The 24039-nt window shown below is 42.8% G+C and carries 26 protein-coding genes; 17 read left to right on the forward strand and 9 right to left on the reverse strand.

The window, feature by feature from the left end; all coding sequences use genetic code 11:
- Window positions 1–12 precede the first annotated feature (12 nt).
- Window positions 13–819, reverse strand: coding sequence for an MBL fold metallo-hydrolase (locus tag ACTWP7_RS14685; protein WP_041601573.1), 807 nt, complete (start codon window positions 817–819; stop codon window positions 13–15).
- An 88-nt stretch (window positions 820–907) separates the two neighbouring features.
- The gene (gene nhaC, locus ACTWP7_RS14690; protein WP_443123830.1) at window positions 908–2308 is read right to left on the reverse strand and encodes a Na+/H+ antiporter NhaC; all 1401 of its coding nucleotides are present in this window, start codon (window positions 2306–2308) and stop codon (window positions 908–910) included.
- A gap of 957 nt (window positions 2309–3265) precedes the next feature.
- On the opposite strand from nhaC, the gene ACTWP7_RS14695 reads away from it, so the two are divergent.
- The 4 genes from ACTWP7_RS14695 (at window position 3266) to ACTWP7_RS14710 (ending at window position 5444) form a co-directional block, all read left to right on the forward strand.
- Window positions 3266–4003: an AzlC family ABC transporter permease gene (locus tag ACTWP7_RS14695; RefSeq protein ID WP_443123831.1), complete on the forward strand. Its 738-nt coding sequence runs from the start codon at window positions 3266–3268 to the stop codon at window positions 4001–4003.
- Window positions 4000–4293: an AzlD domain-containing protein gene (locus tag ACTWP7_RS14700; RefSeq protein WP_014642430.1), complete on the forward strand. Its 294-nt coding sequence runs from the start codon at window positions 4000–4002 to the stop codon at window positions 4291–4293. The genes ACTWP7_RS14695 and ACTWP7_RS14700 overlap by 4 nt, the downstream gene beginning before the upstream one ends.
- Before the next feature lie 60 nt (window positions 4294–4353).
- Window positions 4354–4809 carry a hypothetical protein gene (locus ACTWP7_RS14705; RefSeq protein ID WP_014642431.1) on the forward strand — a complete coding sequence of 152 codons (456 nt, stop codon included), beginning with the start codon at window positions 4354–4356 and terminating at the stop codon, window positions 4807–4809.
- Window positions 4810–4922: 113 nt separating this feature from the next.
- On the forward strand, window positions 4923–5444 hold the full coding sequence (locus tag ACTWP7_RS14710; RefSeq protein ID WP_231853978.1) for a GNAT family N-acetyltransferase: 522 nt from the start codon (window positions 4923–4925) through the stop codon (window positions 5442–5444).
- A gap of 45 nt (window positions 5445–5489) precedes the next feature.
- Here ACTWP7_RS14710 and ACTWP7_RS14715 read toward each other — a convergent pair whose 3' ends face one another.
- Window positions 5490–6362 (reverse strand): cation diffusion facilitator family transporter, encoded by an 873-nt coding sequence (locus ACTWP7_RS14715; protein WP_443123832.1) that lies wholly within the window; start codon window positions 6360–6362, stop codon window positions 5490–5492.
- 334 nt (window positions 6363–6696) lie between these two features.
- On the opposite strand from ACTWP7_RS14715, the gene wrbA reads away from it, so the two are divergent.
- The 3 genes from wrbA (at window position 6697) to ACTWP7_RS14730 (ending at window position 9069) form a co-directional block, all read left to right on the forward strand.
- Window positions 6697–7302: an NAD(P)H:quinone oxidoreductase gene (gene wrbA, locus ACTWP7_RS14720; RefSeq protein ID WP_014642434.1), complete on the forward strand. Its 606-nt coding sequence runs from the start codon at window positions 6697–6699 to the stop codon at window positions 7300–7302.
- A gap of 436 nt (window positions 7303–7738) precedes the next feature.
- The gene (locus tag ACTWP7_RS14725; protein WP_014642435.1) at window positions 7739–7981 is read left to right on the forward strand and encodes an IDEAL domain-containing protein; all 243 of its coding nucleotides are present in this window, start codon (window positions 7739–7741) and stop codon (window positions 7979–7981) included.
- 239 nt (window positions 7982–8220) lie between these two features.
- The gene (locus ACTWP7_RS14730; RefSeq protein ID WP_443123833.1) at window positions 8221–9069 is read left to right on the forward strand and encodes a M15 family metallopeptidase; all 849 of its coding nucleotides are present in this window, start codon (window positions 8221–8223) and stop codon (window positions 9067–9069) included.
- 40 nt (window positions 9070–9109) lie between these two features.
- On the opposite strand, the gene ACTWP7_RS14735 is transcribed toward ACTWP7_RS14730, so the two are convergent.
- Complete coding sequence (locus ACTWP7_RS14735) at window positions 9110–9730, reverse strand: NAD(P)-dependent oxidoreductase (RefSeq protein ID WP_443123834.1); 621 nt, start codon at window positions 9728–9730, stop codon at window positions 9110–9112.
- A gap of 101 nt (window positions 9731–9831) precedes the next feature.
- On the opposite strand from ACTWP7_RS14735, the gene ACTWP7_RS14740 reads away from it, so the two are divergent.
- Window positions 9832–11127 carry an MFS transporter gene (locus ACTWP7_RS14740; RefSeq protein ID WP_443123835.1) on the forward strand — a complete coding sequence of 432 codons (1296 nt, stop codon included), beginning with the start codon at window positions 9832–9834 and terminating at the stop codon, window positions 11125–11127.
- A 689-nt stretch (window positions 11128–11816) separates the two neighbouring features.
- On the opposite strand, the gene ACTWP7_RS14745 is transcribed toward ACTWP7_RS14740, so the two are convergent.
- Entirely contained in the window at window positions 11817–12728 is a 912-nt protein-coding gene (locus tag ACTWP7_RS14745; protein ID WP_443123836.1) for a zinc dependent phospholipase C family protein, read from the reverse strand.
- Between the two features lie 348 nt (window positions 12729–13076).
- Between ACTWP7_RS14745 and fumC the strand changes: the two genes are divergently transcribed.
- From fumC to ACTWP7_RS14760, 3 genes are all read left to right on the forward strand, one after another.
- Window positions 13077–14465, forward strand: a complete 1389-nt coding sequence (fumC, locus tag ACTWP7_RS14750) for a class II fumarate hydratase (protein WP_443123837.1) — start codon at window positions 13077–13079, stop codon at window positions 14463–14465.
- A 125-nt stretch (window positions 14466–14590) separates the two neighbouring features.
- Window positions 14591–14809, forward strand: coding sequence for an alpha/beta-type small acid-soluble spore protein (locus ACTWP7_RS14755; protein ID WP_014642441.1), 219 nt, complete (start codon window positions 14591–14593; stop codon window positions 14807–14809).
- 98 nt (window positions 14810–14907) lie between these two features.
- On the forward strand, window positions 14908–15144 hold the full coding sequence (locus tag ACTWP7_RS14760; protein WP_443123838.1) for a hypothetical protein: 237 nt from the start codon (window positions 14908–14910) through the stop codon (window positions 15142–15144).
- A 45-nt stretch (window positions 15145–15189) separates the two neighbouring features.
- Here ACTWP7_RS14760 and ACTWP7_RS14765 read toward each other — a convergent pair whose 3' ends face one another.
- A complete protein-coding gene (locus ACTWP7_RS14765; RefSeq protein ID WP_443123839.1) occupies window positions 15190–16287 on the reverse strand; it encodes an ABC transporter ATP-binding protein in 1098 nt (365 codons plus the stop codon).
- Window positions 16288–16410: 123 nt separating this feature from the next.
- Window positions 16411–17307 (reverse strand): PucR family transcriptional regulator, encoded by an 897-nt coding sequence (locus ACTWP7_RS14770; RefSeq protein WP_443123840.1) that lies wholly within the window; start codon window positions 17305–17307, stop codon window positions 16411–16413.
- Window positions 17308–17438: 131 nt separating this feature from the next.
- Here ACTWP7_RS14770 and ACTWP7_RS14775 point away from each other — a divergent pair, with 131 nt between their 5' ends.
- Entirely contained in the window at window positions 17439–17720 is a 282-nt protein-coding gene (locus ACTWP7_RS14775) for a metal-sensitive transcriptional regulator (protein WP_041601223.1), read from the forward strand.
- Window positions 17721–17773: 53 nt separating this feature from the next.
- Here ACTWP7_RS14775 and ACTWP7_RS14780 read toward each other — a convergent pair whose 3' ends face one another.
- A complete protein-coding gene (locus tag ACTWP7_RS14780; RefSeq protein ID WP_443123841.1) occupies window positions 17774–17950 on the reverse strand; it encodes a hypothetical protein in 177 nt (58 codons plus the stop codon).
- An 833-nt stretch (window positions 17951–18783) separates the two neighbouring features.
- Between ACTWP7_RS14780 and ACTWP7_RS14785 the strand changes: the two genes are divergently transcribed.
- The 3 genes from ACTWP7_RS14785 to ACTWP7_RS14795 all read left to right on the forward strand — a co-directional run bounded on the left by ACTWP7_RS14785 (window position 18784) and on the right by ACTWP7_RS14795 (window position 21322).
- On the forward strand, window positions 18784–19920 hold the full coding sequence (locus ACTWP7_RS14785) for a DUF445 domain-containing protein (protein WP_443123842.1): 1137 nt from the start codon (window positions 18784–18786) through the stop codon (window positions 19918–19920).
- A gap of 85 nt (window positions 19921–20005) precedes the next feature.
- Window positions 20006–20365, forward strand: a complete 360-nt coding sequence (locus ACTWP7_RS14790; RefSeq protein WP_014642448.1) for a YlbF family regulator — start codon at window positions 20006–20008, stop codon at window positions 20363–20365.
- Between the two features lie 186 nt (window positions 20366–20551).
- A complete protein-coding gene (locus ACTWP7_RS14795; RefSeq protein WP_443123843.1) occupies window positions 20552–21322 on the forward strand; it encodes an enoyl-CoA hydratase in 771 nt (256 codons plus the stop codon).
- Window positions 21323–21404: 82 nt separating this feature from the next.
- On the opposite strand, the gene ACTWP7_RS14800 is transcribed toward ACTWP7_RS14795, so the two are convergent.
- The gene (locus tag ACTWP7_RS14800) at window positions 21405–21590 is read right to left on the reverse strand and encodes a YhzD family protein (protein WP_014642450.1); all 186 of its coding nucleotides are present in this window, start codon (window positions 21588–21590) and stop codon (window positions 21405–21407) included.
- Window positions 21591–21739: 149 nt separating this feature from the next.
- On the opposite strand from ACTWP7_RS14800, the gene ACTWP7_RS14805 reads away from it, so the two are divergent.
- Window positions 21740–22639 (forward strand): ABC transporter ATP-binding protein, encoded by a 900-nt coding sequence (locus ACTWP7_RS14805; RefSeq protein ID WP_443123844.1) that lies wholly within the window; start codon window positions 21740–21742, stop codon window positions 22637–22639.
- Window positions 22632–23885 carry an ABC transporter permease gene (locus ACTWP7_RS14810; protein WP_443123845.1) on the forward strand — a complete coding sequence of 418 codons (1254 nt, stop codon included), beginning with the start codon at window positions 22632–22634 and terminating at the stop codon, window positions 23883–23885. Before ACTWP7_RS14805 ends, ACTWP7_RS14810 begins: the two co-directional genes overlap by 8 nt.
- Window positions 23886–24039: the final 154 nt, after the last annotated feature.

Below are 24039 nucleotides of genomic sequence, written 5' to 3' on the forward strand. Positions count from 1 at the left end.
CTGCCTTACTCATTAGTGAAGCTTATTTTTATGTTTGGGAACGGCTAGTTCTTTAAAGTTTTCAGCCAGGTGATCCAGTTGATCCGCTAAAAGTTCACCTTCCATAGGCAGTCCGTGCCCTGTAATAGCTACTCGCGGTTGCAGAGCGGCTAACTTCTTAACGGATTTTTCAGCTGCTTCCCAATTATGAGTGAAATAAGCAGGAGGTCCATGCACGTGCTGATGCTGGATGAAAACGGCCATGCTAGATTCCTGTTTAACCGTAATAAAAGCGTCACCGGAAATAAGTGTTCGATCCTCTTCTCGAAATAAAGCAACATGTCCCGGGGTATGTCCCGGGGTATGAATGGTGCGCCATCCTTCTAAGAAGGGGATAGAACCGTCTTCGGGAAGAGGATAGATATACTGGCTCAAATCTACGGGATCAGTTGGAAAGAACGGAGATAAAATTGAAAATAAGCCTCCTCCGACCGTAGCATCCCCAACAGGGTAGTCGCGCTTCCCGGTTACATATTCCATTTCTTTCGGATGAATGTAGATTGGAACGTTCCAGTGGTCTGCCAATTTTTTGGCTGAGCCTACATGATCAAAATGGCCATGCGTCAATATAATGGCCTGCGGGGGCCTGGAGCCGTAGCGTTTTTGAGCGGCTTCTATTATACGTTTAGCATAATGTCCTATGCCGCAGTCGACAAGGACCCATTCCCTTGCATCCTCTGCCCCGATAAAAATCACATTAACAATTAAAGTTCTATAGAAAGCGACGTCTGGAAGCATTTGTTCCGCCACCGCCTGATCCATGTGCCACCCATTATCCATTTCATCTTGATGTCCGTATTTATCCACGTCTCCACCTCTTTTTTTATAGTTTGGTTGGAGATAAAGGTTCTATACACCAGTTGTATGATTAGCTCGTTGCTTTTTGCTTTTCTTCGGTTTGCATCGTCAGTGTTTTACCGGTGAAACCAAAAATAATAGTCAGCACTGGACAGAGCAGACAGAAGAATGCAAATGGAAGGTAATCAAGGACAGGTACACCGAGTACGTCGGATAAAAATACTCCGCAAACGCTCCAGGGCACCAACGGGTTAATCACTGTGCCTGCATCTTCCAGGGTTCTTGATAAATTTTTACGTGCTAAGCCGGCTTTTTCATAAATATCCTGATAAGCTTCTCCTGTAAGCAAAATGGAGAGGTACTGTTCCCCGATCGCTAAATTAATACCGATCGCCGTTAAGGCGGTGGAAAGGGTAGCAGAACGAGCGGATTTTAACCCAGATTGAACACGAGCTAATATTGAAGGAATGACTCCAGTTTTGAAAAATAGTCCGCCTAGAGCAAGAGCCAAAATGACGAGTGCAATTGTAAAAAGCATGTCGTTCATGCCTCCGCGAGTTAGCAAATCATTCACGGCATCATTGCTGGTTTCCGCTGTATATCCGTTAAACCACGTGCTCCATAGTGTAGACCATTCCATGACTCCTCTGAAACCCGCTAACAGAATAGCAGCTAAACTGCTTACCGCAAGGGAAATAAAAGCTGGACGCTTTGAAACAGCCATGACTACAAGGATCAACAAGGGAATCCAGGAACTCCAGTGAATCACCCCAGCCTCTGTTAGGCCATTTTGAAAACCGGCTAATTGTTCTGGCGAGACTTGCTGGCCAGGAGAGAGAATGATAAAGGCAAGAGCTGAAAGGATAAAGGCAGGAATGGTAGTCCAGCTCATGTTTTTAATATGATCAAATAAATCTACTTTCACTACGGTGGAGGCGAGGTTGGTCGTATCAGATAAGGGCGACATTTTGTCACCGAAAAAGGCACCTGAAACAACCGCACCAGCGGTCATGGCCAGGGGGAGGTCCATTGTCTGGGCGGCGCCGATAAAAGCGACCCCGACGGTAGCCGCTGTTGTAAACGAACTGCCAAGAGCAACTCCGACAATAGCTGTAACAGCAAAAGCAATGGCCAAAAACCATGGTCCCCCCGCTAAGTAAAAGGCTGCATCCATCAATATGGGAATTGTGCCGCTGGCCATCCAGCTTGCAATTAGTATCCCAATTAAGAAAAATAACAGAACAGCCCCCATTCCGGTTTGGGCCCCTTGAACCATTCCATGCTGTAAATCCTGAAAACTTACTTTCTTCAGCATTCCGTACGTAACCATAAGAAGAATTCCTATAAGAATAGGGATATGCGGAACGGTCTGAATTTCAATGATAAAATAACTGATGATTCCAATGACTAATAATAGGATTAAACTTGATTCTACCACTCCTGGCAGTTTTTTAGGCTGTAGGTGAAGCATCGTAATTCCTCCTTGAATAGATAAGATCTTTTCATTCTCAATGTTAGTTATCGGAAATTCTCGCGATTCCATAGGCGAAAGGCCATCCCTGCCAGGAATGCACAAGGGTCTAATTGATAACTTGTTTATTAAGAATTCACCAAAAGTTGATGTTAGTACAAAATAAAAAGACTTCATCCCCAAAAACACAGGGACGAAGCCTTGGCTCCGCGGTACCACCCTAGTTGGTAAGCCATACTTACCCACTCGTCTGGTGTATCACTGGTAAAGAATTCTGTAATTCAAAGAAAGAAGACCTGAATTTCCACCTGACATTCAGTCTCTTAGTGCTGTCCTTCAATCTTCTACTCCGGAATTCATGATACGGATTATTTTTCACTTGAACGCTTTTAAGTGATGAAGCATATTAGTTCTATAATCGTAAAAGAAGTGAAGAAAATTGTCAATCAGTTTTTGAAAATCAATTTACCCTCACATTATGTTACTTATTTCCAGTAAGGAATTGTCTCATTTTCTCTCTGAGGTGCTTATTAAAGATAATCTCCCGATATTTGAAGACTCAGTTTCGAGACTTTTGTGAGAATTAGGTCCTGCAGAGGTCGATTTCGCTTTTCGGCCCTGCACGACGCAGGGTCGTTCGACGTTGCCAAACGACGTGGCGTTCTTAGTCGAACTTCCTTGTACGTCCAGTCCATACGCCGCTGACTAAGGTGCTTCCGCTTTTAACCTAGGAGTCTACATCTTCCCCCATAGGAAAGCGAGTTATTTCCCCAACAGCCCTCTTCTACATAGAGTAACGGACCCAAACTATCTCGAAACTGAGTCTTACACAATTCGGTCCTATACTGGAATAACTCATTTCTTAAGAATCAACGACCAGAACTTATATCTTCCAATCACAAGGGTTCATTGTGTATAATAGTGGAAATTTAGTAGAGAGGAAGGGAAGGGAAGAGAATGCAGTCCCAAGCTGTTAAACAGGCTGGAACATCGAGCCGCATACATATGATTCGAAGGGGGATGCTAGCTGGTTCTCCGATTATGCTCGGCTATTTGCCAATTGCTCTTACCTATGGGGTTCTTGCCAGTCAATCAGGTATGAGTAACTCGGAGCTGACGCTTATGAGTGTTCTTGTTTTTGCGGGTGCTGCTCAATTTTTAGCGGTTGGAATGTTGGCCGCCGGTACAGGGGTTTTTGAAATTATAGTAGCAACATTTGTATTGAACTTTAGACATTTCGTGATGAGCTTCTCTTTTGTGAATCGATTGAAGAAGATCGCGCTCAGAGCGAAGCTTCCGATGACTCTCGGTCTTACAGATGAAACGTTTACTGTATCTTCTCTCTATCGCAGAGAAGCAAAAGAAGATTATGGAGCTTACTTTTTCTCTGCTCTTATTATAACTGCCTATGTTTCCTGGGTCGGAGGATCCTACCTCGGAGGCGTTCTTGGAGATATTATGCCTCAAAGATTGAGCGAAAGCATGGGTGTTGCACTTTATGCTATGTTTATAGGTCTGTTAGTCCCCTCTGTGAAAAAACATTACCGAATTGCTGTAGTTGCTGTTTTAGCCATGATTATTAATTATCTAGCCCAGCAGATTGGCTTCAGTCAAGGATGGGCTATTGTTCTTGGTACGGTAGCCGGGGGATGCAGCGGTATCTGGATCTTGCCAGAAGAGGAGGAAGACATATGATCATCTGGATGATTATCGGAATGGCTCTTGTAACTGCCATTCCCAGAGTACTGCCAGCCTTTATAGTAGATATTGTGTCTTTTCCAAAATGGGTAGACCGTTGGTTAAATGCTATCCCTTATGCAGCACTTGGAGCTTTGATTTTTCCTGGTATTCTAAGCGTAAAGCCGGAAGCTCCTCAGATTGGGATAATTGCCGGTTTAACAGCCGTGCTTTTAGCGTGGCTGGATCTCCATATTATTCTGGTCGTTCTTGGAGCCATCGCATCTGTGTTTCTTTTAACATTATAATCACGCCCGCCCATCCGATGCATATCGTATAGGGATACTTCCGGAAAGGGATTGATCGTGATGTATAGACAACAAGGATTCCCATTTGGACAAAACTTTGGAATTCCCGGGCAGGGACAGGGAGGACAGTTTGGACCAGGCGGCCCATTTGGTGGTGGACCTCAAGGCCCGCCGTTCGGAGGAGGCCCCGGTCAGCCACCGCAAGGTCCGCCATTCGGAGGAGGTCCTGGTCAGCCGCCACAAGGTCCGCCATCTGGGGGAGGTGCACAATTACCACCGCCTCCTTCTTCACCTCCATCCCAACAAGGGGCTTCCGTGTATGCGGTAGATCCTGGATCGCTTTTTGGATGTTTATATCGGTACACTTGGATCAGACTGGAAAATGGACGCTCTTTCTGGTTTTATCCAACGTTCATAGGAAGAACCTCTGTGGCTGGTTACCGATGGCAGCGGAGAAGACGTCAATGGGTTTACACGGGCTTCGATACAAGTTTAATTTCGAATTTTCAATGTTAAAAGAAATGGTGCCCTCTCTGGCGCCATTTCTTTTTATAGAATATACAGAATTATGTTACTATTAAGGATAGAGAATAAGTAGAAGGGAAGACGAGCCTATGCCGGAGCTTAGATTGGCACGTTTAGAAGATGCAGAAACGGTAGCAAATATCCATGTAGCCAGCTGGAAATCTACATACAAAGATCTCCTTGATGAACGGGATGTAAGTAATATAACGGTGGAAAATCGAATTGCTCTTTGGCAGACCATATTAAGGAAGCCTGTAAACGGACAGATTGCCTATGTCATTGAAAATGATAACCAGGAAGTGGTCGGCTTTGTGTCTGGCGGAAAAGAACGTACGAGAAACTACGGCTATGATGGTGAAATTTATGCCATTTACCTTCTCGATGAGTATCAGGGCCAGGGTTATGGAACGCTTTTGATCCGGACATTTGCAAGAGCGATGAAGGAAGCAGGATATAAATCCCTGCTTGTGTGGGTATTAACTCATAATCCTTCCAGCCAATTTTATATAAAACTGGGTGCTCATCCGGTAGAAGCAGAAAAAGTAACGATCGGGCAAGGTACCTATGAAGAAACAGCTTATGGATGGAAAACGATAGATGAATTAGCGGAAGAGGCAGCTAATTAAACAAAGCGGTCACGAATATCGTGACCGCTTTGTTCGTTTAAGATATTAATCTTTTTCAAAAGGCTCAATGTGGATGTGTGCATAAAGAATACGATGTTCTTTTTCTAATGTGTATTCCACATCGTCTGTGATGGTATGACCTTGTTCGATCGTAATATGAGGATTTACGTGGATAGTGGCTTCCACAAGTGTCTGATTGCCTTGCAGTCGAGCTTTTACATCTTTAACGGCCCACACATCTGGATGTTTTGAAATGGTTTCCCGTATGCTTTCAATTTCTTCTTCATCAAATCCGTCCGTCAAACTATGTGTGGAGTCTCTAAATATATCCCAGGCTGTCTTGCAAATGATCAGCCCAACGATCAGTCCCGCTAATGGATCAAGCCAATAAGCCCCGAATTGAGCGCCAAATATACCTATGGCAGCTCCTATACTTACCAAAGCATCAGAGCGGTTATCCTGAGCAGCAGCGTATAAGGCGTTACTATCTATTTTCCTGGACAGCTTCAGGTTGTAACGGTACACAAAATACATAATGGCGGCGGCTGTCAGTGCGGTCCAGGCTGTAAGTAATCGCGGCTCACTAATTTCTTGATTGATGATGTCCTGTATAGTCCCGATAATCACTTCAATCCCAACGGTCATCATAATAAAGGCCGCGACAAGGGAAGCAATCGTCTCGGCTCTGAAATGCCCGTAATGGTGGTCCTGATCAGGAGGCTTGCGGGAAATCTTAAGACCAATCAGTACAGCGACGGAAGCAATGACGTCTGTCGTATTATTCAGTCCATCGGCTCTCAATGCTTCTGAATTACCTATGGAGGCAATCGTAAGTTTAGCTGCAGCCAGAACTAAATAGACGATGATACTGATCCAGGCTCCTTTTTCTCCCTTTTTTATATTTTGATATTCACTCATCTCTTGTAACCCCCGTGTCTTCTTTGAAAGCTTGACTTAGCTTACCAAATATATTCTTGATGAGTCTAGAGAAAAAAAGCTTTCCATACGCAGATTGCTTGGTCAGGACTAGGATGTTTGCATTCATTCAAAAAAAAGAAATTCCTTACGCTATGTAAAGCAAACCTACAGCTTATGTTAACCAAGTGTAAAGACTATATAAAATATCTTGAAATGAAGATTCTTTAGTTTGAGTTTTATTTACGCAGGGTATATAATTTTAATGAATCCAAGCGGTTCGATTGGAAACCATAAGAAAATAGGTAATGAGCAACTAATCAAAGGAGAGATACTCATGGCAAATGTAAAATTAGCGGTGATTTACTACAGTTCTACAGGTACCAACTATCAAATGGCTCAATGGGCCGAAGATGCAGCGAAACAGGCAGGAGCGGAAGTGAAGCTTGTTCGTGTCCCGGAAACAGCACCTATGGAAGCTATTGAACAGAACCCTTCCTGGAAAGAGCATTATTTAGCAACTAAAGATACTGTAACAGAAGCGAAAATTGATGATTTAGACTGGGCAGATGCTATCATTTTCAGTGCACCTACACGATTTGGAAATGTACCTGCACAATTAAAACAATATATGGATCAGGCAGGCGGTCTATGGTTCCAGGGTAAACTTGTCAATAAAGTTGTCAGTGCCATGACCTCCGCTCAAAACCCTCATGGCGGTCAGGAAGCTACACTTCTTAACTTTTATACCACGATGTTCCATTGGGGTGCTATTATAGCTGCGCCAGGATACAGCGACAATGCGATCTTCGGTGCAGGCGGTAACCCTTATGGAACAAGTGTAAGCGTGGACGGCGAAGGAAACATGAAAGACGATGTTGAAGAAGCTGTACGTCACCAAACCCGTCGTACGATTGATGTAGCCAGCAAGTTTGTTAATTAAAAATACGAAAGTCCTCTTTAATAGAGGACTTTTTTTATGGGTAAGGATCTGAAATACAGTCCGTGAGCTAGGTTACCTCAGTTTTTGGGAGACAGGGTGTAAAAAAATTTATCTAATCCTTCTTCCCCCTTAAAAATTGAGTTCACACTTATCTATTATCCACAAGGGATGAGCACGGGAAATTCAATTTGAATGAGATAACCCCACGTTTGACTGAACCAAAATCTGGCCGTTGTTCATACCATTTCCTCTGACTACCCTCAGTAATTCTGAAAAATCTAAAAAATTTTAATAGAGTCAAAACCCCTTCATGACAGGGCTCAATAGGTTTAACAATCATTTAAAGAGGGAAAGATATAACTAAATATTCAGAAAACTTATTGCGTTATAAGTTTAAATCCTGCATAATGAAAAAAAGCATGAAGGGGGTATTCTCATGAGAAAGCAAAAAATGGTCTATGTTATACGTCGCGACCCCGATTATAAAGGGAAAGAGATTACGGCTAAAAGAGAATTGTCCTTTGGTATTCAACTAGCTTCACGGTTGTTCCTTGATCAAATGAGTTTTGAGTTTAATAAGGATCGTTTAGATGAAGAAATTAATCAGGCGATTGACAATGGCGACCGTGCAGAATTCGAACGTTTGAGTTTACAATATACACCTTATACGTGGGAATAAAATAAATGGTACCAGACCACTGCTGATGCAGTGGTTTTTTTTGTGAAGTCCATCTGGTTTTTCATAGTAATTGTTAATATTTAAGGATTAGTACCGATGTTAATAGTACATAAGTTCGTCACTTAGACCAACACAGTTGGGGGAAGAAAAGGCCGCCTATTGATTAGAAAGATTGTACACGACAAACATTAAAAAGTGTTATAGTGGGAATATCATCAAGGTTTAGGTAGGTAATGTCGATGAAACAATTATTATTCATTTCTATATCACTTCTAAGCATAATGTTAAGTGCGTGCTCGCTTACCGAAACTTCGAGTGAGGAGAATGACCAGGCAGAACCAGCTCCTGCGAGTGATAAAGAGATAGATTCCAAAGAAAAACCAGCTTTTAAATCTGAAACGGAATCACCAGAGTCAGATTCCTCAGAGGAAAAGGAAAGCGGGGAATCTTCTCAGAATCAACAAGAACCGAATGAAACCAGTGAAGAAGGTCTGACAATTGTAGAGAACCCGGAAAGTATACAGGTAGTGGTTAATAAGAACCGAAAGCTACCTGACGGATACACTCCACCGGATTTAACGATACCGAATGTCCCCTTTTACTTTGACGAAGAGCTTCCAAAAAAGCAGATGCGTAAAGAAGCTGCAGGGGCGCTTGAAAAGCTGTTTAAGGCTGCCGATCAAGCAGGACAGGACTTAGTGGCCGCTTCTGGTTATCGTTCTTACGAGCGTCAAAAGAACCTTTTTGAGGGATATAGTGAAGAGTACGGGGAAGAGAAAGCTAAAACGTTTTCCGCCCGTCCCGGCACGAGTGAACACCAGACGGGTCTTGCTATGGATGTTACCTCTGCAAAAATGTCTTTTAAGCTGGACGAGTCCTTCCGTGATACTGAAGAAGGCGAGTGGCTTGCTCAACACGCTCACGAATACGGATTCATTATCCGTTATCCTGAAGGTAAACAGGACATTACAGGTTATACCTATGAACCGTGGCACTTAAGATATGTAGGTAAGGATATATCGTCGGATATTCATAAAGCAGAAGAAACGCTTGAAGAATTCTTTGGGCATTATCCTTCTGAATCATAAAAGATCCCCTTCCACACGTGGAAGGGGATTTTGTTAGGGATTAGTAACAAATCCCTACGCGATGATGAACATAATGATTTTGTAGTAATTCATGAAAAGCAAATAATGCGGTATCCCCGACAGTTACTTTATTTCCATCTTTGGGAAGAAGATCAGCCTCAGCCCTTACTTCTCCTACAGCATCTCCATATGGTAAATAAGTGGGACAAACAATAGTCCAGTTAAGACTACTTTTCAAAAACTGTTCATATACTTTGGCATGTTCTTCTGCTGCGAACGTTTTCTTTCGTTTGGATTCGGATGTCTGGAAGCGATACTTCCCGTCTTCATATCGACTGTCTAGTATCCCGGCAGTACCAATCGTTACAATTCGGTCGATCTGAGCTTCATCCATTCCCTTGATGATTTCCGGGACTGCTTTCGTCAGTGTATCTGTTTTGTCTGTGCTTAAACCGCTGAATACTAGATCAGCGTCTCTTAAGGTTCTCTTAATATCTTCGGGATTCATGGCATCCCCGTGGATAAAATCAGCCCCGGGAATCAACTCTTCTGCTTTGGCTTCGTCTCGGACCAGGGCGCTTACTTTGTATCCTTCTGCTAAAGCTAATCTTACAACTTCCTGACCGACCCGGCCGGTGGCACCAAAAATAGCAATTCTCATAGTCTCACCTCAAAATATTGTAAAAGTTGAATGAAATCCATCTGTTTGACGGAATAGTCTGCTAAGCTTAATTAAATAACAAAATGGCAGGGGGTACCTCGTTGAAAAAGAAACCTGTATTGAGCTGGATGCTTTACGATTTTGGAAATTCTGCTTTCGCAACAACGGTTATGGCTGCTGTCCTTCCCGTTTTTTATTATGATGTAGCGGCAAAAGGAGTTGACCAATCGCTTGCCACGAGTTACTGGGGGTATTCCCAATCCATTGCTGTTCTAATCGTAGCCATTCTCGCTCCCATTCTTGGAGCCATTAGTGACTATTCGGCGGCAAAGAAACGCTTTTTAATGTTCTTTGCTTTTATGGGAATGATTGCGAGTGTGCTGCTAGCCTTTGTAGGTGAAGGGGATTATTTATTAGCTTCTCTTCTTTTGATCATAGGAACCATCGGTTTTTCAGGTGGGAATGTTTTTTATGATGCTTTTCTTCCGGAAGTGTCGGATGAAGAAACGATTGATAAGGTGTCGGCATATGGTTTTGCCTTTGGGTATATAGGCGGCGGAGTACTGCTCGCTGTTAACCTTCTGATGATTATGAAATATGAGTGGTTTGGACTTCCCGACAGTTTGGCTGGTACACAGCTTGCTTTTGTGTCTGTCGGAGTCTGGTGGCTGATTTTTTCCATCCCTTTATTTAAGAATATTGTAGAAGAAAAAAAGGTCTATGAGAAACGTACAGCCTCTTATATTTCCATTGGTTTTAACCGAGTAGGGAAAACATTTAAAGAATTGAAGCATTTCAAACAACTGTTATTATTCCTTTTTGCTTTCTGGTTATACAATGATGGTATTTCCACTATTATAAAGATGGCTACGATTTATGGAAGAGATATAGGAATTGATAGTACGGCTCTTATTACAGCTCTATTAATTACTCAATTTGTGGGAATTCCTTTTGCCTTTTTCTTTGGATGGCTTGCAAAGAAAATTACGGCGAAACGTGCTTTGATGCTGGCTTTGTTCATTTATCTTGCAATCGTAGGTCTTGGGTATTTCATGACCACTGCCCTTCACTTCTATATTCTGGCCATGTGTGTAGGATTTGTGCAGGGAGGAGCTCAGTCTTTAAGCCGCTCGATATTTGGGAGAATGGTTCCTGGCGACCGGCATGCAGAATTTTTTGGATTTTACGGAATATCATCCAAATTCGCTGCAATTTTTGGACCTTTCGTATTTGCCCTTGTCGGCCAGCTGACAGGCTCCAGCCGCTTAGGAATCTTGTCGCTTATCGTATTTTTCGTTGTCGGGATCGTTTTATTGAATAAGGTGGACATCGAAAAAGGAATGAAAGAAGCTAAAGCATACACCGATCCTGATAAAAAGCCTGTCATCCATCCGTAAGAGAGGAGCCTATTCCTCTCTTTTTTCATTCTTTATAAGTTATTCCACAATCGAGCCGGATTGTGTAAGACTCAGTTTCGAGATAATTTCGGGGCCGTTGCCAAAAAAAGCGGAGAGGTGGCTGCGGAAACAACTCGCTTTCCTGCGGGGGAACCGGCAAACCTCCTCGCTCGTTTCACTCCCTGTGGGGTCTCTCCTAGCTCCTTCTCCCGCGGGAGTCTCGTCGTTTCCTCCGCCACCCTATGATCGAGGAGTGAACGGACCCTTCTATAAGAAAGATCAGCGTTCTAAAACATCCTTAAACCCTTATATATCAGGGTTATTTAGGGTTATATACTTAAATAAGCTAGATGCTCTTTTGCTCTCCGGTTAATTATAAGACGCATTTTTGGTGGATTTCGAGTTTCTGAGTTGGCCAGGTCCGGAGGGGGACGATGAAGACTCCTGCGGGAGGAACATGATCGGTGAGATCCCGCAGGGCTTTTAAGACCGAGGAAGCTCAGCACATATAAGAAGTTCGACTAAGATCGCCACGTCCTGTGGCAACGTCGAACGACCCTGCGTCGTGCAGGGCCGGAAAGCGAAATCATCCCCCGCAGGACATAATTCTCACAAAAGTCTCGAAACTGAGTCTTCCACAAGCGGGAGCTTTTCTGTAAGAACTAATACGGAGATTTAAGAGATCTTTTTTATACGATGGGGTTGCTGAAACGGTTGACCAATCCTTCTGATAGAGGAGCTCCTGTGTCATACGATCGGTTGCCGATCATGTCTTTTATTTCATTCAGGCGGCTGCTATCGGGATTCTCCCAATAAGATAAGATAAGCTGGAATAAAAGCTTTCCTTCTTCGAGCGCCTCTTCATAATGGTCAAGGAAAGAAGATGTATGCGGCTCATTAGTCGCTGGGTGATGCCAGCGGTTTTTTTGCTCATTCAGATAATCCTTGTCATCGTTAACCGGTTGATGAGAAAAAGAAGAAACTAGGGAACCGAAGTATTTGTTTTTCCATTTCCATGGGTCATACAGCACACGCTGCGCAAACTGAATATGGCGGTAGGACTGGTGAATAAAGTTATCAGGATAGTCTTCCACTAGACCTGGGAAATGCGTGTCCAGGAGCAGGTCCATTAGTTGAGCAATAGAAGGGAGCGATCTGCTTTTTATTTGTTTATGAACTGGATTCTTCCAAGTTTTTATAGAACGGAACCGCTCAAGCATAATGGTGTCAATGATGGTTTCCAGCTCCTGATGCTTATTTGCCTCATAACCCGCATGGTAATGGATATAAGGATGAGTGTGACGGTCAAGCATATGATGGCTGACAAATCCAAGAATGAAGGCCTGAAGGTGATTCTTATGATAAGCACCCCGCTCAATCATGTCTATTAACAGAGGGCCGCATTGCTCGGTATGTAATTTCATTCCCACTTCATCCACGTGTTCGTCTTGAGAGAAAGGCAGGAAATTATGGTAAAAGAACGGATCCGGTCCCTGTGCTCCTAAGTGAAGAGAATGGCCGGATGTCTGAATAAGATCATGTCGGTTCAGTTCGTTACATAATTGATCGACAAATAATACATGGGTCCAAATATTTGGCATGATTCTCACCTCCAAGCTTTATTATAAAGGATTTTGAAAAAAATTCATTAAAAAAGAGCCTGTACAGACAGACTCTTTTTATTCCCACCTAACTGGACCATTTGAAAAGATCGAGCAAAAACAATAATGCTTTTTACCGGGAACCTCCTTCCTTGTGGTATTAAGTACGATTGTTTCTGCCTCCTTTCTTTTATTAAAATTCACTATACACCAAAAACTGAAAATTGTAAATAATCTGATAATAAAATATCGAAAATTGTTTTTTTAAATCTAAGCTTGAGGTGAATGTTCAAAAGATTCTTGATACAATAATGGAGGAGTGAATGAACAAAATAAGGAGGATTTATCATGGATTACCGTATTGAAAAAGATACAATTGGTGAAATACAAGTACCGAGCGAAAAATACTGGGGAGCACAAACCCAGCGAAGTAAACAGAACTTTCCGATCGGTGATGAAAAAATGCCGAAAGAAGTTATCGAAGGTTTTGCGATCTTAAAAAAGAGTGCTGCACGAGCCAATTTTGAATTGGGACTATTGGAAGAAGAGAAAGCAGACGCCATTGAATACGCAGCGGACCAAATTATTTCCGGTGATTTTGAAGAGCATTTTCCTCTTGTCGTCTGGCAAACAGGGAGCGGCACGCAATCCAATATGAACGTAAACGAAGTTATTGCTTACGTAGGAAATGAATGGCTTAAGAAACAGGAAAGCGAAACGCGCCTGCACCCGAATGATGATGTGAATAAATCACAGAGCTCTAACGATACTTATCCGACAGCTATGCATATTGGAGCTGTTCAGAAGCTTGAGGATGTGGTTCTTCCCGCATTAACTCAACTAAAAGATACCTTAAAAGAAAAAATGGAAGCGTTTGACGAGATTGTAAAAATCGGGCGTACCCATTTGCAGGACGCGACGCCTCTTACCCTGGGTCAGGAAATAAGCGGCTGGCATCGTATGTTAGTTAAGACCGAAAATATGATTATAGATAGTACGAGGTATGTAAAAGACCTTGCTATTGGCGGTACAGCTGTTGGGACAGGTTTAAATGCCCATGAAGATTTCTCTGAGCAGGTGGTCGCTAAAATCAATGAAGTTACCGGTAAAGAATTCGTATCAGCACCGAATAAATTTCACGCGCTCACATCTCATGACGAGCTTGTGCATACTCATGGTGCGCTTAAAGCATTAGCTGCTGATCTTATGAAGATTGCAAATGATGTTCGCTGGCTGGCGAGTGGACCTCGATGCGGGATTGGCGAAATTACTATTCCAGCTAATGAACCGGGAAGTTCGATCATGCCAGGGAAAGTTAATCCTACTCAAAGTGAAGCGGTCACTATGGTTTCCGCACAGATTATGGGAAATGATGCGACCATTGGTTTCGCAGCGAGTCAGGGGAACTTCGAACTGAACGTATTCAAACCTGTCATAGCTTATAACTTCCTGCAGTCTGCCCAGCTTCTTGCGGACAGTATGGTTTCATTTGAAGAGCGCTGCGTACGCGGACTCGAGCCAAACCATGAACAGATTGAAAAGAATCTGCGCGATTCGCTTATGCTCGTTACGGCACTTAATCCGCATATCGGGTATGAAAATGCAGCCAAGATTGCTAAAACTGCTTTTGAAAAGAATCAAACATTAAAAGAAACAGCGGTGGAATCCGGTATTTTAACTGCTGAGCAGTTTGATGAATACGTTGATCCAAAGGCCATGACGAAGCCTAACGCATAGAGATTTGTATGTTGTTTAGCCATGGAATGAGTCTGGTGAAACCCCTCCATTAATTTCCAGTAATTTTTTTGACATAAAAAATACAATACCGGCTCATACTACTTTTACACAGGAGGTGAGACAACATGGCTAACAACAACAGTTCAAATGAGTTAGTTGTACCTGGTGTTCAACAAGCTCTAGATCAAATGAAATACGAAATCGCTCAAGAATTCGGAGTACAGCTTGGTGCTGATTCTACTTCCCGTGCTAACGGTTCTGTAGGTGGAGAAATCACTAAGCGTCTTGTACAAATGGCTGAACAGCAGTTCGGTGGACAGCAGTACGGACAACAACAAAAATAAATACGTGTGACGAAGGAGGAAGGGTGCGCCCTTCCTCTTTATTTTGTGGTGAAAAATCGTATTTATTGAATAGAAACTTGTGGAAAGAAGTGCAGTATATGCGGGAATGCGGGATTTGTAATGGCTGGGGTGAAACAGGGCACCCTTGCCCTAAGTGCAAAGGAACGATGGAGGATCAGGGTAGAATTACCGATTTTCTAGATGATTATAGTCCGTACCTCGACCAAAAATGGACGAATCTGGTGGACGGGGATGAAGATTCTTCTATAACAGATGAATGTATTCATCTGTTTATCTGCCGGAAGTGCGGTCTTGAGGATGTACGAAGTTCATAGAAAAAGCGCAGCTTGAGAGCTGCGCTTTTTTCTCTATTATAGCTATTAGCGGATACGTAATTCAGAATCTTTATCGAAGAAGTGAACTTTGTTCATATCAATCGCAAGTTCGATATCTTCACCGCCGTTAATATCCGTACGGGAGTCTACACGAGCGATAAATTCCTGATCATTAAGACGAGAATAAAGGTAAGATTCAGAACCCATCATTTCAGCTACTTCGATATGGGCTGTAATCTTCTTGTCCTGGTTAGCATCAATGAAGACAGGCTCATCGTGCATGTCTTCCGGACGAACACCAAGAATCAGTTCTTTACCTATATAGTTCTGATCACGAAGGGTTTTCATTTTTCCTTCTGGAACCGAAATCTTGACGGTGCCAAGGTCAATTTGCCCTTCTTCTAATGTACCTTGCAGGAAGTTCATGGCTGGTGAACCGATAAATCCGCCTACGAAAACATTCTCAGGTTTGTCATAAACATCTTTTGGCTTTCCGACTTGCTGAATCAGGCCGTCTTTCATAACGACCAGTCGAGTGGCCATCGTCATGGCTTCTGTCTGGTCGTGTGTTACATAGATCGTTGTAGTTTGGAGACGCTGGTGAAGCTTTTGAATTTCTGCACGCATCTGGACACGAAGTTTAGCATCCAGGTTAGAAAGCGGTTCGTCCATCAGGAAAACTTTGGCGTCACGAACAATGGCACGTCCGAGCGCGACACGTTGACGCTGACCACCTGATAGGGCTTTTGGTTTACGATCAAGTAAAGCTTCCAGACCAAGAATGTTGGCTGCATTGTTTACGCGCTGCTCAATTTCTTTTTTGTCCATTTTACGAAGCTTCAATCCGAAGGCCATGTTGTCATAAACGTTCATGTGCGGATAAAGGGCATAGTTCTGGAAAACCATTGCGATGTCCCGGTCTTTAGGAGCAACATCATTCATACGCTTATCATCAATCAGAAAGTCACCGCCGGTTATTTCTTCAAGTCCTGCAATCATTCTTAGCGTTGTAGATTTACCGCACCCGGATGGTCCTACGAATACGACGAATTCTTTATCGTTAATATCTAAATTAAAGTCTTCAACCGCTTTTACATTTTTATCATAAACTTTTTCAATATTGTTCAGTTTTAGTTCTGCCATTATGTCTCACTCCAATGTAATTTTTGAAATCGCTTTCTTTACTGTTTACAGTGTAGCGAATTCTGAAAAATGGGTAAATGGACAAAGTGCACAAAGATTCGTCATTCATCTTTGTGCACTTTGTTATTGATCCAGAGTGAGCAAGGCAAGATACGTAATCATGGCTCCTTCAAATTGTTTTACATCTATACCGGTTCTCTCAATAAATTTATCTACCCGGTATTGAAGGCTGTTGCGGTGCATGTACAGGGTTTTAGCTGCCAGGGTCGCATTTGAGCCTGATTGAAGAAAAACTTTAATAGTCTGAAGCAGGTCTTTATCCTTTTTAATATCCTGAAAGATAGAACGATGAATATGTTCCCATTGGTGCTCAGGAATAGCTTCAATAAATAGATAAGGCATGACTTCCTTGTAGGTGACAGCTACACCAATTCGGTATTTCATGGCAATCGTATGACAATAGTCCGCCCACTTATAGATGGATGGAGAGGAAGGTATATCGTCTGAGAATTCGCTGATATAGAACTGAATATTGGTATAAAAATCGCTCATCAGTACATCGACAATGCCCTGGAAGGATAATGGCTCCTGGTTCTTTTCATGAATTTCTTCAATAATAAATCCTTCTCCGTTTGTTTCCCATATAATTGGCATTCTTCTCGGAAAAAGAGATTGGAACGCTTCTTGAAAGGATTCTTTATCTTCAGGAAGGTTCGCTATTGAAAAGAACACAAATCGGTATTGAATTGGCCACTGAATCGGCAGTTGATCCTGACTCCCTTTTAAGAAGTCATTCCAGGCCGTCTCCCGTTCCGTTTCTGTCGGAAGACCCACTGGCGCTGGAGTGAGAAAAACGGAAAGCAGTTCAGTATCGCGTGCCTCCGTTTCCTCTTTAAGAATACCGATGGTGTCCATCGAAGGGGTCAAATACCAAGCATAGGCGTCGGAATGGTCGGTTTCTTCAGGATCTGATATAATTAATGAAGGGTAGATCGTTTTAAGCTCGGCAATAATGGGCATGAATATCTTCCTTTTTTATAGATTCTTTACTATTATAGTAGTACATTGCACAATAAACTTAAAATCAGCATCCCGCAACTGGGGTTATGGTATAGATCCTATTTATAGGTACAGAAGGGAGTCGTTTCTCTATGGAACAAGTGAAAGACAGTAACTTATATGGTCAGGAAACAAAAAACCGTCTGAAACGGATTGAAGGACAAGTTAGAGGCGTATTGAAAATGATGGATGAAGATAAAGATTGTAAGGATGTCATAACTCAATTGTCAGCTGCCCGTTCAGCTATGGATCGTGCAATCGGATATATTGTAGCAAAGAACCTGGAAGGCTGCATTAGGGAAGCCCATGAAGAAGGCGAATCTGCAGAGGATTTAATTAATGAAGCTGTACAAATGATTGTAAAAAGCAGATAACACAAAGCCGGAGATGTGCGAAGCATCACCGGCTTTTTTCATCTTTGTGATTGTTAACGCTGTGGATCTCTTTTGGGCTGCTCAGGAATTTCGTGTACTTCGCCAAGTTGCTCATATCCATGCACGGGTTTCACAGTTCCTCCGGCCATTCCTTCGTTGATCATGCGATCGACATCCAGTTCATACTTATCTTTTCCTTCAGGAACTCGATTGTTTTCGCTTTTCTTCACGTTATTCACCTCCCTGTAATAGTTTGTCCCGTAATGAATAGAACCATGAAGGTTTCACACGATGACCTTTGGATTTTCATATTTCTTATAAGCGGAACTATGCACATCAACAATTAAGTTCTGTTAAATACTAGTTGATTCTTATAAGAGGCTTATTTAAGAAAAAGGCCGGATTGCGGAAGACTCAGTTTCGAGATATTTTGCGTCCGTTACTTAATATAGAGAAGGGATGGCTGCGGAAACAACTCGCTTTCCTGCGGGGAACTGGCAAGCCTCCTCGGTCGCTTCACTCCCTGTGGGGTCTCGCCTAGCGCCTTCTCCCGAGGGAGTCTCGTCGTTTCCTCCGCCACCCTATGATGGAAGAGTGAACGGACCCTTCTATAGACGATAGAGGAGTTCTTGATCCGCCTTAAATGCTTCTATAGCGGGAATGATCTACACGTACACGCTTATTGTTAGAAGTTTATCTCCATCATAAAACGGCGCGTTTCGAGCAGAGATTTCGAGCTCCATATATAGCAAGGTCCGGAGGGGGACGATGAAGACTTCTGCGGGATGAACATGATCGGTGAGATCCCGCAGGGCTGTTAGGTCCGAGGGAGCTCAGCACATGCCCGCGAAAAGCGAAATCGTCCCCCGCAGGACCAAATTCTCAAAAAAGTCTCGAAATCAAGTCTTCAAGAAACGGGAGCTTTACTTTAAGAGCAATAAAGGGATTTAGCAACGTAAAGAATGAAAGGAAACGAAAAACGGCGGTTTTTTTACATAAAAATTGGCACAACCCCTGAAATGTCTTATACTTGGGTGAGATTAAATAAAGAGAGGTTGTACCCATGAATCCTGTATTGCTCGTGTTAATGATGATAGGAATCGGTGCGTTAATTGGAGGATTGACCAATTCCCTTGCTATAAAGATGCTTTTTCGACCGTATCGTGCGTTGTATATTAAGAATTTTCGCCTGCCTTTCACCCCCGGGTTAATTCCAAAAAGACAGAAAGAACTCGCGAGACAACTGGGGCGAATGGTGGTCGAGCATTTACTGACAGCAGAAGGTCTGCGTCGTAAGCTGGAACGGCCTGCTTTCCAAACCCAAATGACGGAATGGGCTCAGGAAGAAATTGAGAAAATACTTAATCATCCGGCCACTCTTAAAGAGATGCTGGAGGAACTTGACCTGGATATGAATACGATCCATCTTGAGCAGTCGATTTCCAGTTGGGTGGAGAACCGGTATCATTCTGTAATGGATAACTACCGGGATGAAACCTTAGAAAATCTCCTCTCCCACGAATGGAAAGAAAAAATTGAGGTGGGGGCGGATCAGCTTGCTGACCATATTCAAGAACAGGTTACATTGTATTTTCAAAGTCCGGAAGGCAGATATAAAGTAACTGCACTAATTGATAATTATCTTGATAACCAAGGGTTTCTTGGAAATATGATTTCGTCTTTTATGGGTCCGGATGGCATTACCGAACGAATCTATCCTGCCATTATTCGTTACGTTTCAGATAGAGAAATGACTTACTGGCTGAGAGGCATGCTTCAGTCTGAACTTCAGCGCGCTATGAATCAGCCTGTTGGATTTTACGAGGATAAGATCGGTCGAGACGCTGTTGGCCATACATTAGGACAAGCCGTCGCGAAAGCACTTCCGCTTGAAGAATGGATGGAAAAAACGGTAGCTGAATGGTCAAAACCTTATCAGAGTAAGATTCTTCAGGAATTCGTGCCGCTTCTTGTTAAGAAAGCGAGCGTACTATTATCTGGCAAGATGGAAAGTATGATGGAATCCATGCACCTTTCAGAAATTGTCCAGGAAGAAGTGGAAGCTTTTCAGGTTGATCGGCTGGAGGAAATGGTTCTTGGAATCTCCAGGCGGGAATTCAAAATGATTACCTATCTAGGGGCGTTGCTTGGCGGTCTGATTGGATTGCTGCAGGGTTTAATTGTTTTATTTCTCGGATAAATAGGGATTCCTATACATCACATCTTCAGTTTGTTATAGTGGGGTAGGAGTCAAAGAACGAAACCATTTAGGAGGCTTTTAATTTATGTCTAATATCTATGATCACGCGTATGATCTTGAAAAAGCAATTAGAAACAGTGAGGAATTCACAAGCTTGAAAGAAGCTTATGAAGCAGTAATGAACGATGAAGCTGCTAAAAAAATGTTTGAAGATTTCCGTCAGACACAAGTAACTCTTCAACAGAAACAAATGCAAGGCGAAGAGATTTCTGAAGAAGAAGTAGAAGAAGCTCGTAAAGTTGTTGAACTTGTTCAGCAGCACCCTCAGATTTCTAAACTGATGGAAGAAGAGCAGCGCTTGAACACGGTTATCAATGATGTTAGTAAAATCATCACTAAACCGCTGGAAGAGCTTTACGGAAACCCGGAAGAGCCACAGCAATAATAAGGAAAGTCATCCTCCTCGAGGGTGGCTTTTTTTCTTTTTATTGGTGGTTCATCAATAAGACCAGGAGATAGAGGTCTCCAAAAAACTTGTGTCTCTATCGCTAGTTTTATGTCGGTTCGTGCAGGGAAAATTCTTACAAATGGAGAAATAGAATATAGAGAATTATTATAAAGGGGTTTGAGAATGAAACATTTCCTTATTGAAGAAATAGACAATGTCGTCCATTTAAAGATAGCCCGTGGTGAAAAATATAATGCCCTGGATGCAGAAATGCTGAAAGAATTCGCTGAAGCGATCCAACAGGTGAAAGAATATGATGGCCAGGTAGTCGTCCTTTCCGGAAAAGGAGATGGCTTCTGCGCTGGCGGAGATCTTAGCATGATGGACACAGTTAGTGATGCAAAGCAATATGACGAGGTAATGAATCATATCGAAACGATTGTGTCATCCATCTATACCATGCCGAAAATCGTGGTTTCGGCTATTCACGGTCCTGCCGTAGGACTTGGATTAAGCATTGCACTTGCAGCGGATTACGTGGTAGCGGAGCCGGATGCCACGATTTCAATGAATTTCATTGGCATTGGACTTATTCCAGACGGAGGGGCACATTTTTGGCTCCAGCAGCGTCTAGGGACTCACCAGGCGAAGCAATTTGCCTGGAAAGGAGAACAGATGAGAGCGAAAGAGGCCTATGACCACAAGCTGGTGGATATCGTGGTGAACGGGTCTGTGCAGGAAGAAGCTCATGAACTGGCTAAAAAATGGAGCAGGCGTCCGTTAAAGTCCATGATCGCGACGAAGGAGATTTATCATCAGTATGGACTTGATCAATTAATGCTTTATCTTTCAAAGGAACGAAAAGCCCAGTGGGATATGAAGCAGACTCATGATCACCATGAGGGTGTAAAAGCTTTCAAAGAAAAAAGACTGCCTCATTTTAAAGGAGAGTAAAAAAAGCCGCGCTTATCTGCGCGGCTTTTTTTCGTGAGATCGTTAAGGTCATTACAGGCTTAATCCAGTAGGGCTAAAATCGTTATCGGTGAAACAGAACCAGGTGCCCTTCAGGTGCAACACAGCGATGAGTCTGTTCACTGTACCCTTCCTCAGCTAATCTTTCCCGCCCAATTGTTTTTGCTTCATTATCATTCTCCGCCTGGAATGTCTCATCCAGAACGTTCGTACCATCACTCTTAAATACGGTTAAAAAATACGTCTTCACAACTGTTTCCTCCTTGAACTGAATAAGTGTTCATTATTTTACATTGGCTATTGATGAATGAAATTCCTGCCTTCCAGAAAATTTTTTAAATAAATGAAACTTAACTGTAGTCTTTTCGTAGTAGAATTAGAAGGAAAGGGGTGCAGAGGATGACTTTACGACTAGAGAATGTAACCAAGAAATTCGGATCGTTTACAGCGGTCGATGATTTATCGCTGGAGATTCCTGAAAAACAGATTTTTGGCTTTTTAGGGGCTAACGGAGCAGGGAAAACTACGACCTTTCGTATGATTCTGGGGCTTCTGGATCAAACAAAAGGATCCATCTCCTGGAACGAGGGATCGATCGGATATGACCAAAGCCATTTAATTGGTTACTTACCAGAGGAAAGAGGGCTGTATCCGAAATTAAAAGTACAGGAACAACTTATTTACTTAGCTAAACTAAGAGGGATGAATAAATCGGATACAGTAAAAGAACTAGACTATTGGCTGGATCGATTTAAAGTACCTGAATATAAAAATAAAAAAGTGGAAGAGCTGTCCAAGGGGAACCAGCAAAAGATTCAATTTATCTCAGCTGTGTTACATAAACCTAAATTGCTCATATTGGATGAGCCTTTCTCAGGCCTTGATCCAGTAAATGTGGAAATGTTGAAGAAAGCGGTCGTGGACTTGAAAGAGGCGGGAACCTCCATTGTTTTTTCTTCTCACCGGATGGAGCATGTGGAAGAACTCTGCGAGTATCTATGTATACTTCATCACGGAACACCGGTGGTTCGTGGACGTTTGAAAGATATTAAGCGTTCCTTTGGCAAGAAAAATATTCGGGTACATGCAGACTTCGACACAGCTTACCTGAAGCAAATTAGAGGGGTTACCAAATATAAGCCTGTGCAGGACGGCTGTGAGCTGGAAGTGGAATCAGAAAACATTTCACAGGAAGTTTTTCGAGAACTGCAAGGAAAAGGCTTTGTGCGCACGTTTGACCTGGAAGAGCCGACATTGAACGATATCTTTATTGAGAAGGTGGGGGCTTCCTATGAATAAGTTCTTCATTATGATGGGGCACACCTATAGAAACCGGGTGAAGTCAAAATCATTTCTAATTACCACGATCATTACAGTGCTTATTATTTTTGGACTAACAAATTTACAGCAAATTATCAATTCTTTTAGTAGTGATGAGGAAGAGAAGACGGTTGCCATGATTGCTGAGAACGAAGAATGGATTGAATCCATTAAGCAGCAAATGGGGGCAAATCAGGAAGTGGCTGTTGAAGCCTACAGCGGAAGTCTGGAAGAGGCAAAAGAGAGTGTGGAAGCGGGAGAGTTTCAATCCGTTACGGTTCTTGAAGAAGCAGAGAATGGTCTGCCTCAAGCTGATTATTATGCCAACCAGGTTGCCAATACAGGAACGAGTGAACCGATCAGGCAGGCTCTCCAGCAGCTTAAAGTTCAAATTATTACAGAAAGAGCGAACGTGAATGATGAAGTCCTTCAACAGATTTCTGCTCCTGTTGCCTTTGAATTAAACGCACTTGAAGAAAGTGCGAAAACGGCGGAGGAGCTGAATCAGACACGAGGTCTCGTCTATGTTATGCTGTTCTTTATGTATTTTGCTGTGATGATGTATGGCAATATGATTTCAACTGAAGTAGCGACTGAAAAATCCAGCCGGGTTATGGAAATCCTGATTTCGAGTGTATCTCCTGTAAATCAGATGTTTGCCAAGATTATCGGCATTGCTCTGGTTGGGTTAACACAGTACGGGATTTTTATCCTGGTGGGTTATTTAGGAATCCAGCAAAGTAAAAACTCCGGAAGCGGGTCATTGCTTGAATCATTCGGTTTGACGAATGTAGATCCGTTAACTGTTGTATATGCCCTCGTATTCTTTGTTCTGGGTTATTTGCTGTATGCAACGCTCGCAGCCACACTGGGTTCGCTCGTAAGCCGGCTTGAAGATGCCCAGCAAATCGTAGCCCCTATGATGATGCTTGTTATTGCTGCATTTCTTATTTCCATGTATGGCCTTGCGCAGCCGGATGCTGCTTTTATTACCATCAGTTCCTACTTTCCATTCTTTGCTCCTCTGACCATGTTCTTGCGTGTGGGGATGCTCGATATACCGATATGGGAAGTGCTGCTTTCAATCGGAATATTAATTGGTTCCATTGCTCTTCTTGCCTTCCTGGGAGCGCGCATTTATCGTGGCGGAGTACTGATGTATGGGAAGTCTTCATCATTGAAGGATTTGAAAACAGCTTTGCAGCTTTCTAAAAAGGAAAAATAGAATTAATCCGCGTTTCCAAACTGGGAGCGCGGTTTTTCTATTTCCTTCGCTAGCCATACACTTCTGGGCAGGATAAAGCGGTTCACTACTAGCATTATGCAGGGTACGTTGAACGTTGGAAAAGAAGATTCACATTACAAATATCTCTCTTTTT

The organism is Halobacillus sp. B29, from assembly GCF_052246755.1.
In the GTDB taxonomy this organism is placed as follows: domain Bacteria; phylum Bacillota; class Bacilli; order Bacillales; family Halobacillaceae; genus Halobacillus; species Halobacillus halophilus.

Coding starts and splice junctions, on each gene's coding strand:
- ACTWP7_RS14810 (WP_443123845.1), top strand. CDS start 22,632: ATGAATAAGTTCTTCATTATGATGGGGCACACCTATAGAAACCGGGTG.
- fumC (WP_443123837.1), top strand. CDS start 13,077: ATGGATTACCGTATTGAAAAAGATACAATTGGTGAAATACAAGTACCG.
- ACTWP7_RS14715 (WP_443123832.1), bottom strand. CDS start 6,362: ATGAGTGAATATCAAAATATAAAAAAGGGAGAAAAAGGAGCCTGGATC.
- ACTWP7_RS14775 (WP_041601223.1), top strand. CDS start 17,439: ATGGAACAAGTGAAAGACAGTAACTTATATGGTCAGGAAACAAAAAAC.
- ACTWP7_RS14735 (WP_443123834.1), bottom strand. CDS start 9,730: ATGAGAATTGCTATTTTTGGTGCCACCGGCCGGGTCGGTCAGGAAGTT.
- ACTWP7_RS14755 (WP_014642441.1), top strand. CDS start 14,591: ATGGCTAACAACAACAGTTCAAATGAGTTAGTTGTACCTGGTGTTCAA.
- ACTWP7_RS14695 (WP_443123831.1), top strand. CDS start 3,266: ATGCAGTCCCAAGCTGTTAAACAGGCTGGAACATCGAGCCGCATACAT.
- wrbA (WP_014642434.1), top strand. CDS start 6,697: ATGGCAAATGTAAAATTAGCGGTGATTTACTACAGTTCTACAGGTACC.
- ACTWP7_RS14795 (WP_443123843.1), top strand. CDS start 20,552: ATGAAACATTTCCTTATTGAAGAAATAGACAATGTCGTCCATTTAAAG.
- ACTWP7_RS14745 (WP_443123836.1), bottom strand. CDS start 12,728: ATGCCAAATATTTGGACCCATGTATTATTTGTCGATCAATTATGTAAC.
- ACTWP7_RS14760 (WP_443123838.1), top strand. CDS start 14,908: ATGCGGGAATGCGGGATTTGTAATGGCTGGGGTGAAACAGGGCACCCT.
- ACTWP7_RS14730 (WP_443123833.1), top strand. CDS start 8,221: ATGAAACAATTATTATTCATTTCTATATCACTTCTAAGCATAATGTTA.
- nhaC (WP_443123830.1), bottom strand. CDS start 2,308: ATGCTTCACCTACAGCCTAAAAAACTGCCAGGAGTGGTAGAATCAAGT.
- ACTWP7_RS14785 (WP_443123842.1), top strand. CDS start 18,784: ATGAATCCTGTATTGCTCGTGTTAATGATGATAGGAATCGGTGCGTTA.
- ACTWP7_RS14705 (WP_014642431.1), top strand. CDS start 4,354: ATGTATAGACAACAAGGATTCCCATTTGGACAAAACTTTGGAATTCCC.
- ACTWP7_RS14765 (WP_443123839.1), bottom strand. CDS start 16,287: ATGGCAGAACTAAAACTGAACAATATTGAAAAAGTTTATGATAAAAAT.
- ACTWP7_RS14770 (WP_443123840.1), bottom strand. CDS start 17,307: ATGCCCATTATTGCCGAGCTTAAAACGATCTACCCTTCATTAATTATA.
- ACTWP7_RS14700 (WP_014642430.1), top strand. CDS start 4,000: ATGATCATCTGGATGATTATCGGAATGGCTCTTGTAACTGCCATTCCC.
- ACTWP7_RS14685 (WP_041601573.1), bottom strand. CDS start 819: ATGGATAATGGGTGGCACATGGATCAGGCGGTGGCGGAACAAATGCTT.
- ACTWP7_RS14725 (WP_014642435.1), top strand. CDS start 7,739: ATGAGAAAGCAAAAAATGGTCTATGTTATACGTCGCGACCCCGATTAT.
- ACTWP7_RS14790 (WP_014642448.1), top strand. CDS start 20,006: ATGTCTAATATCTATGATCACGCGTATGATCTTGAAAAAGCAATTAGA.
- ACTWP7_RS14805 (WP_443123844.1), top strand. CDS start 21,740: ATGACTTTACGACTAGAGAATGTAACCAAGAAATTCGGATCGTTTACA.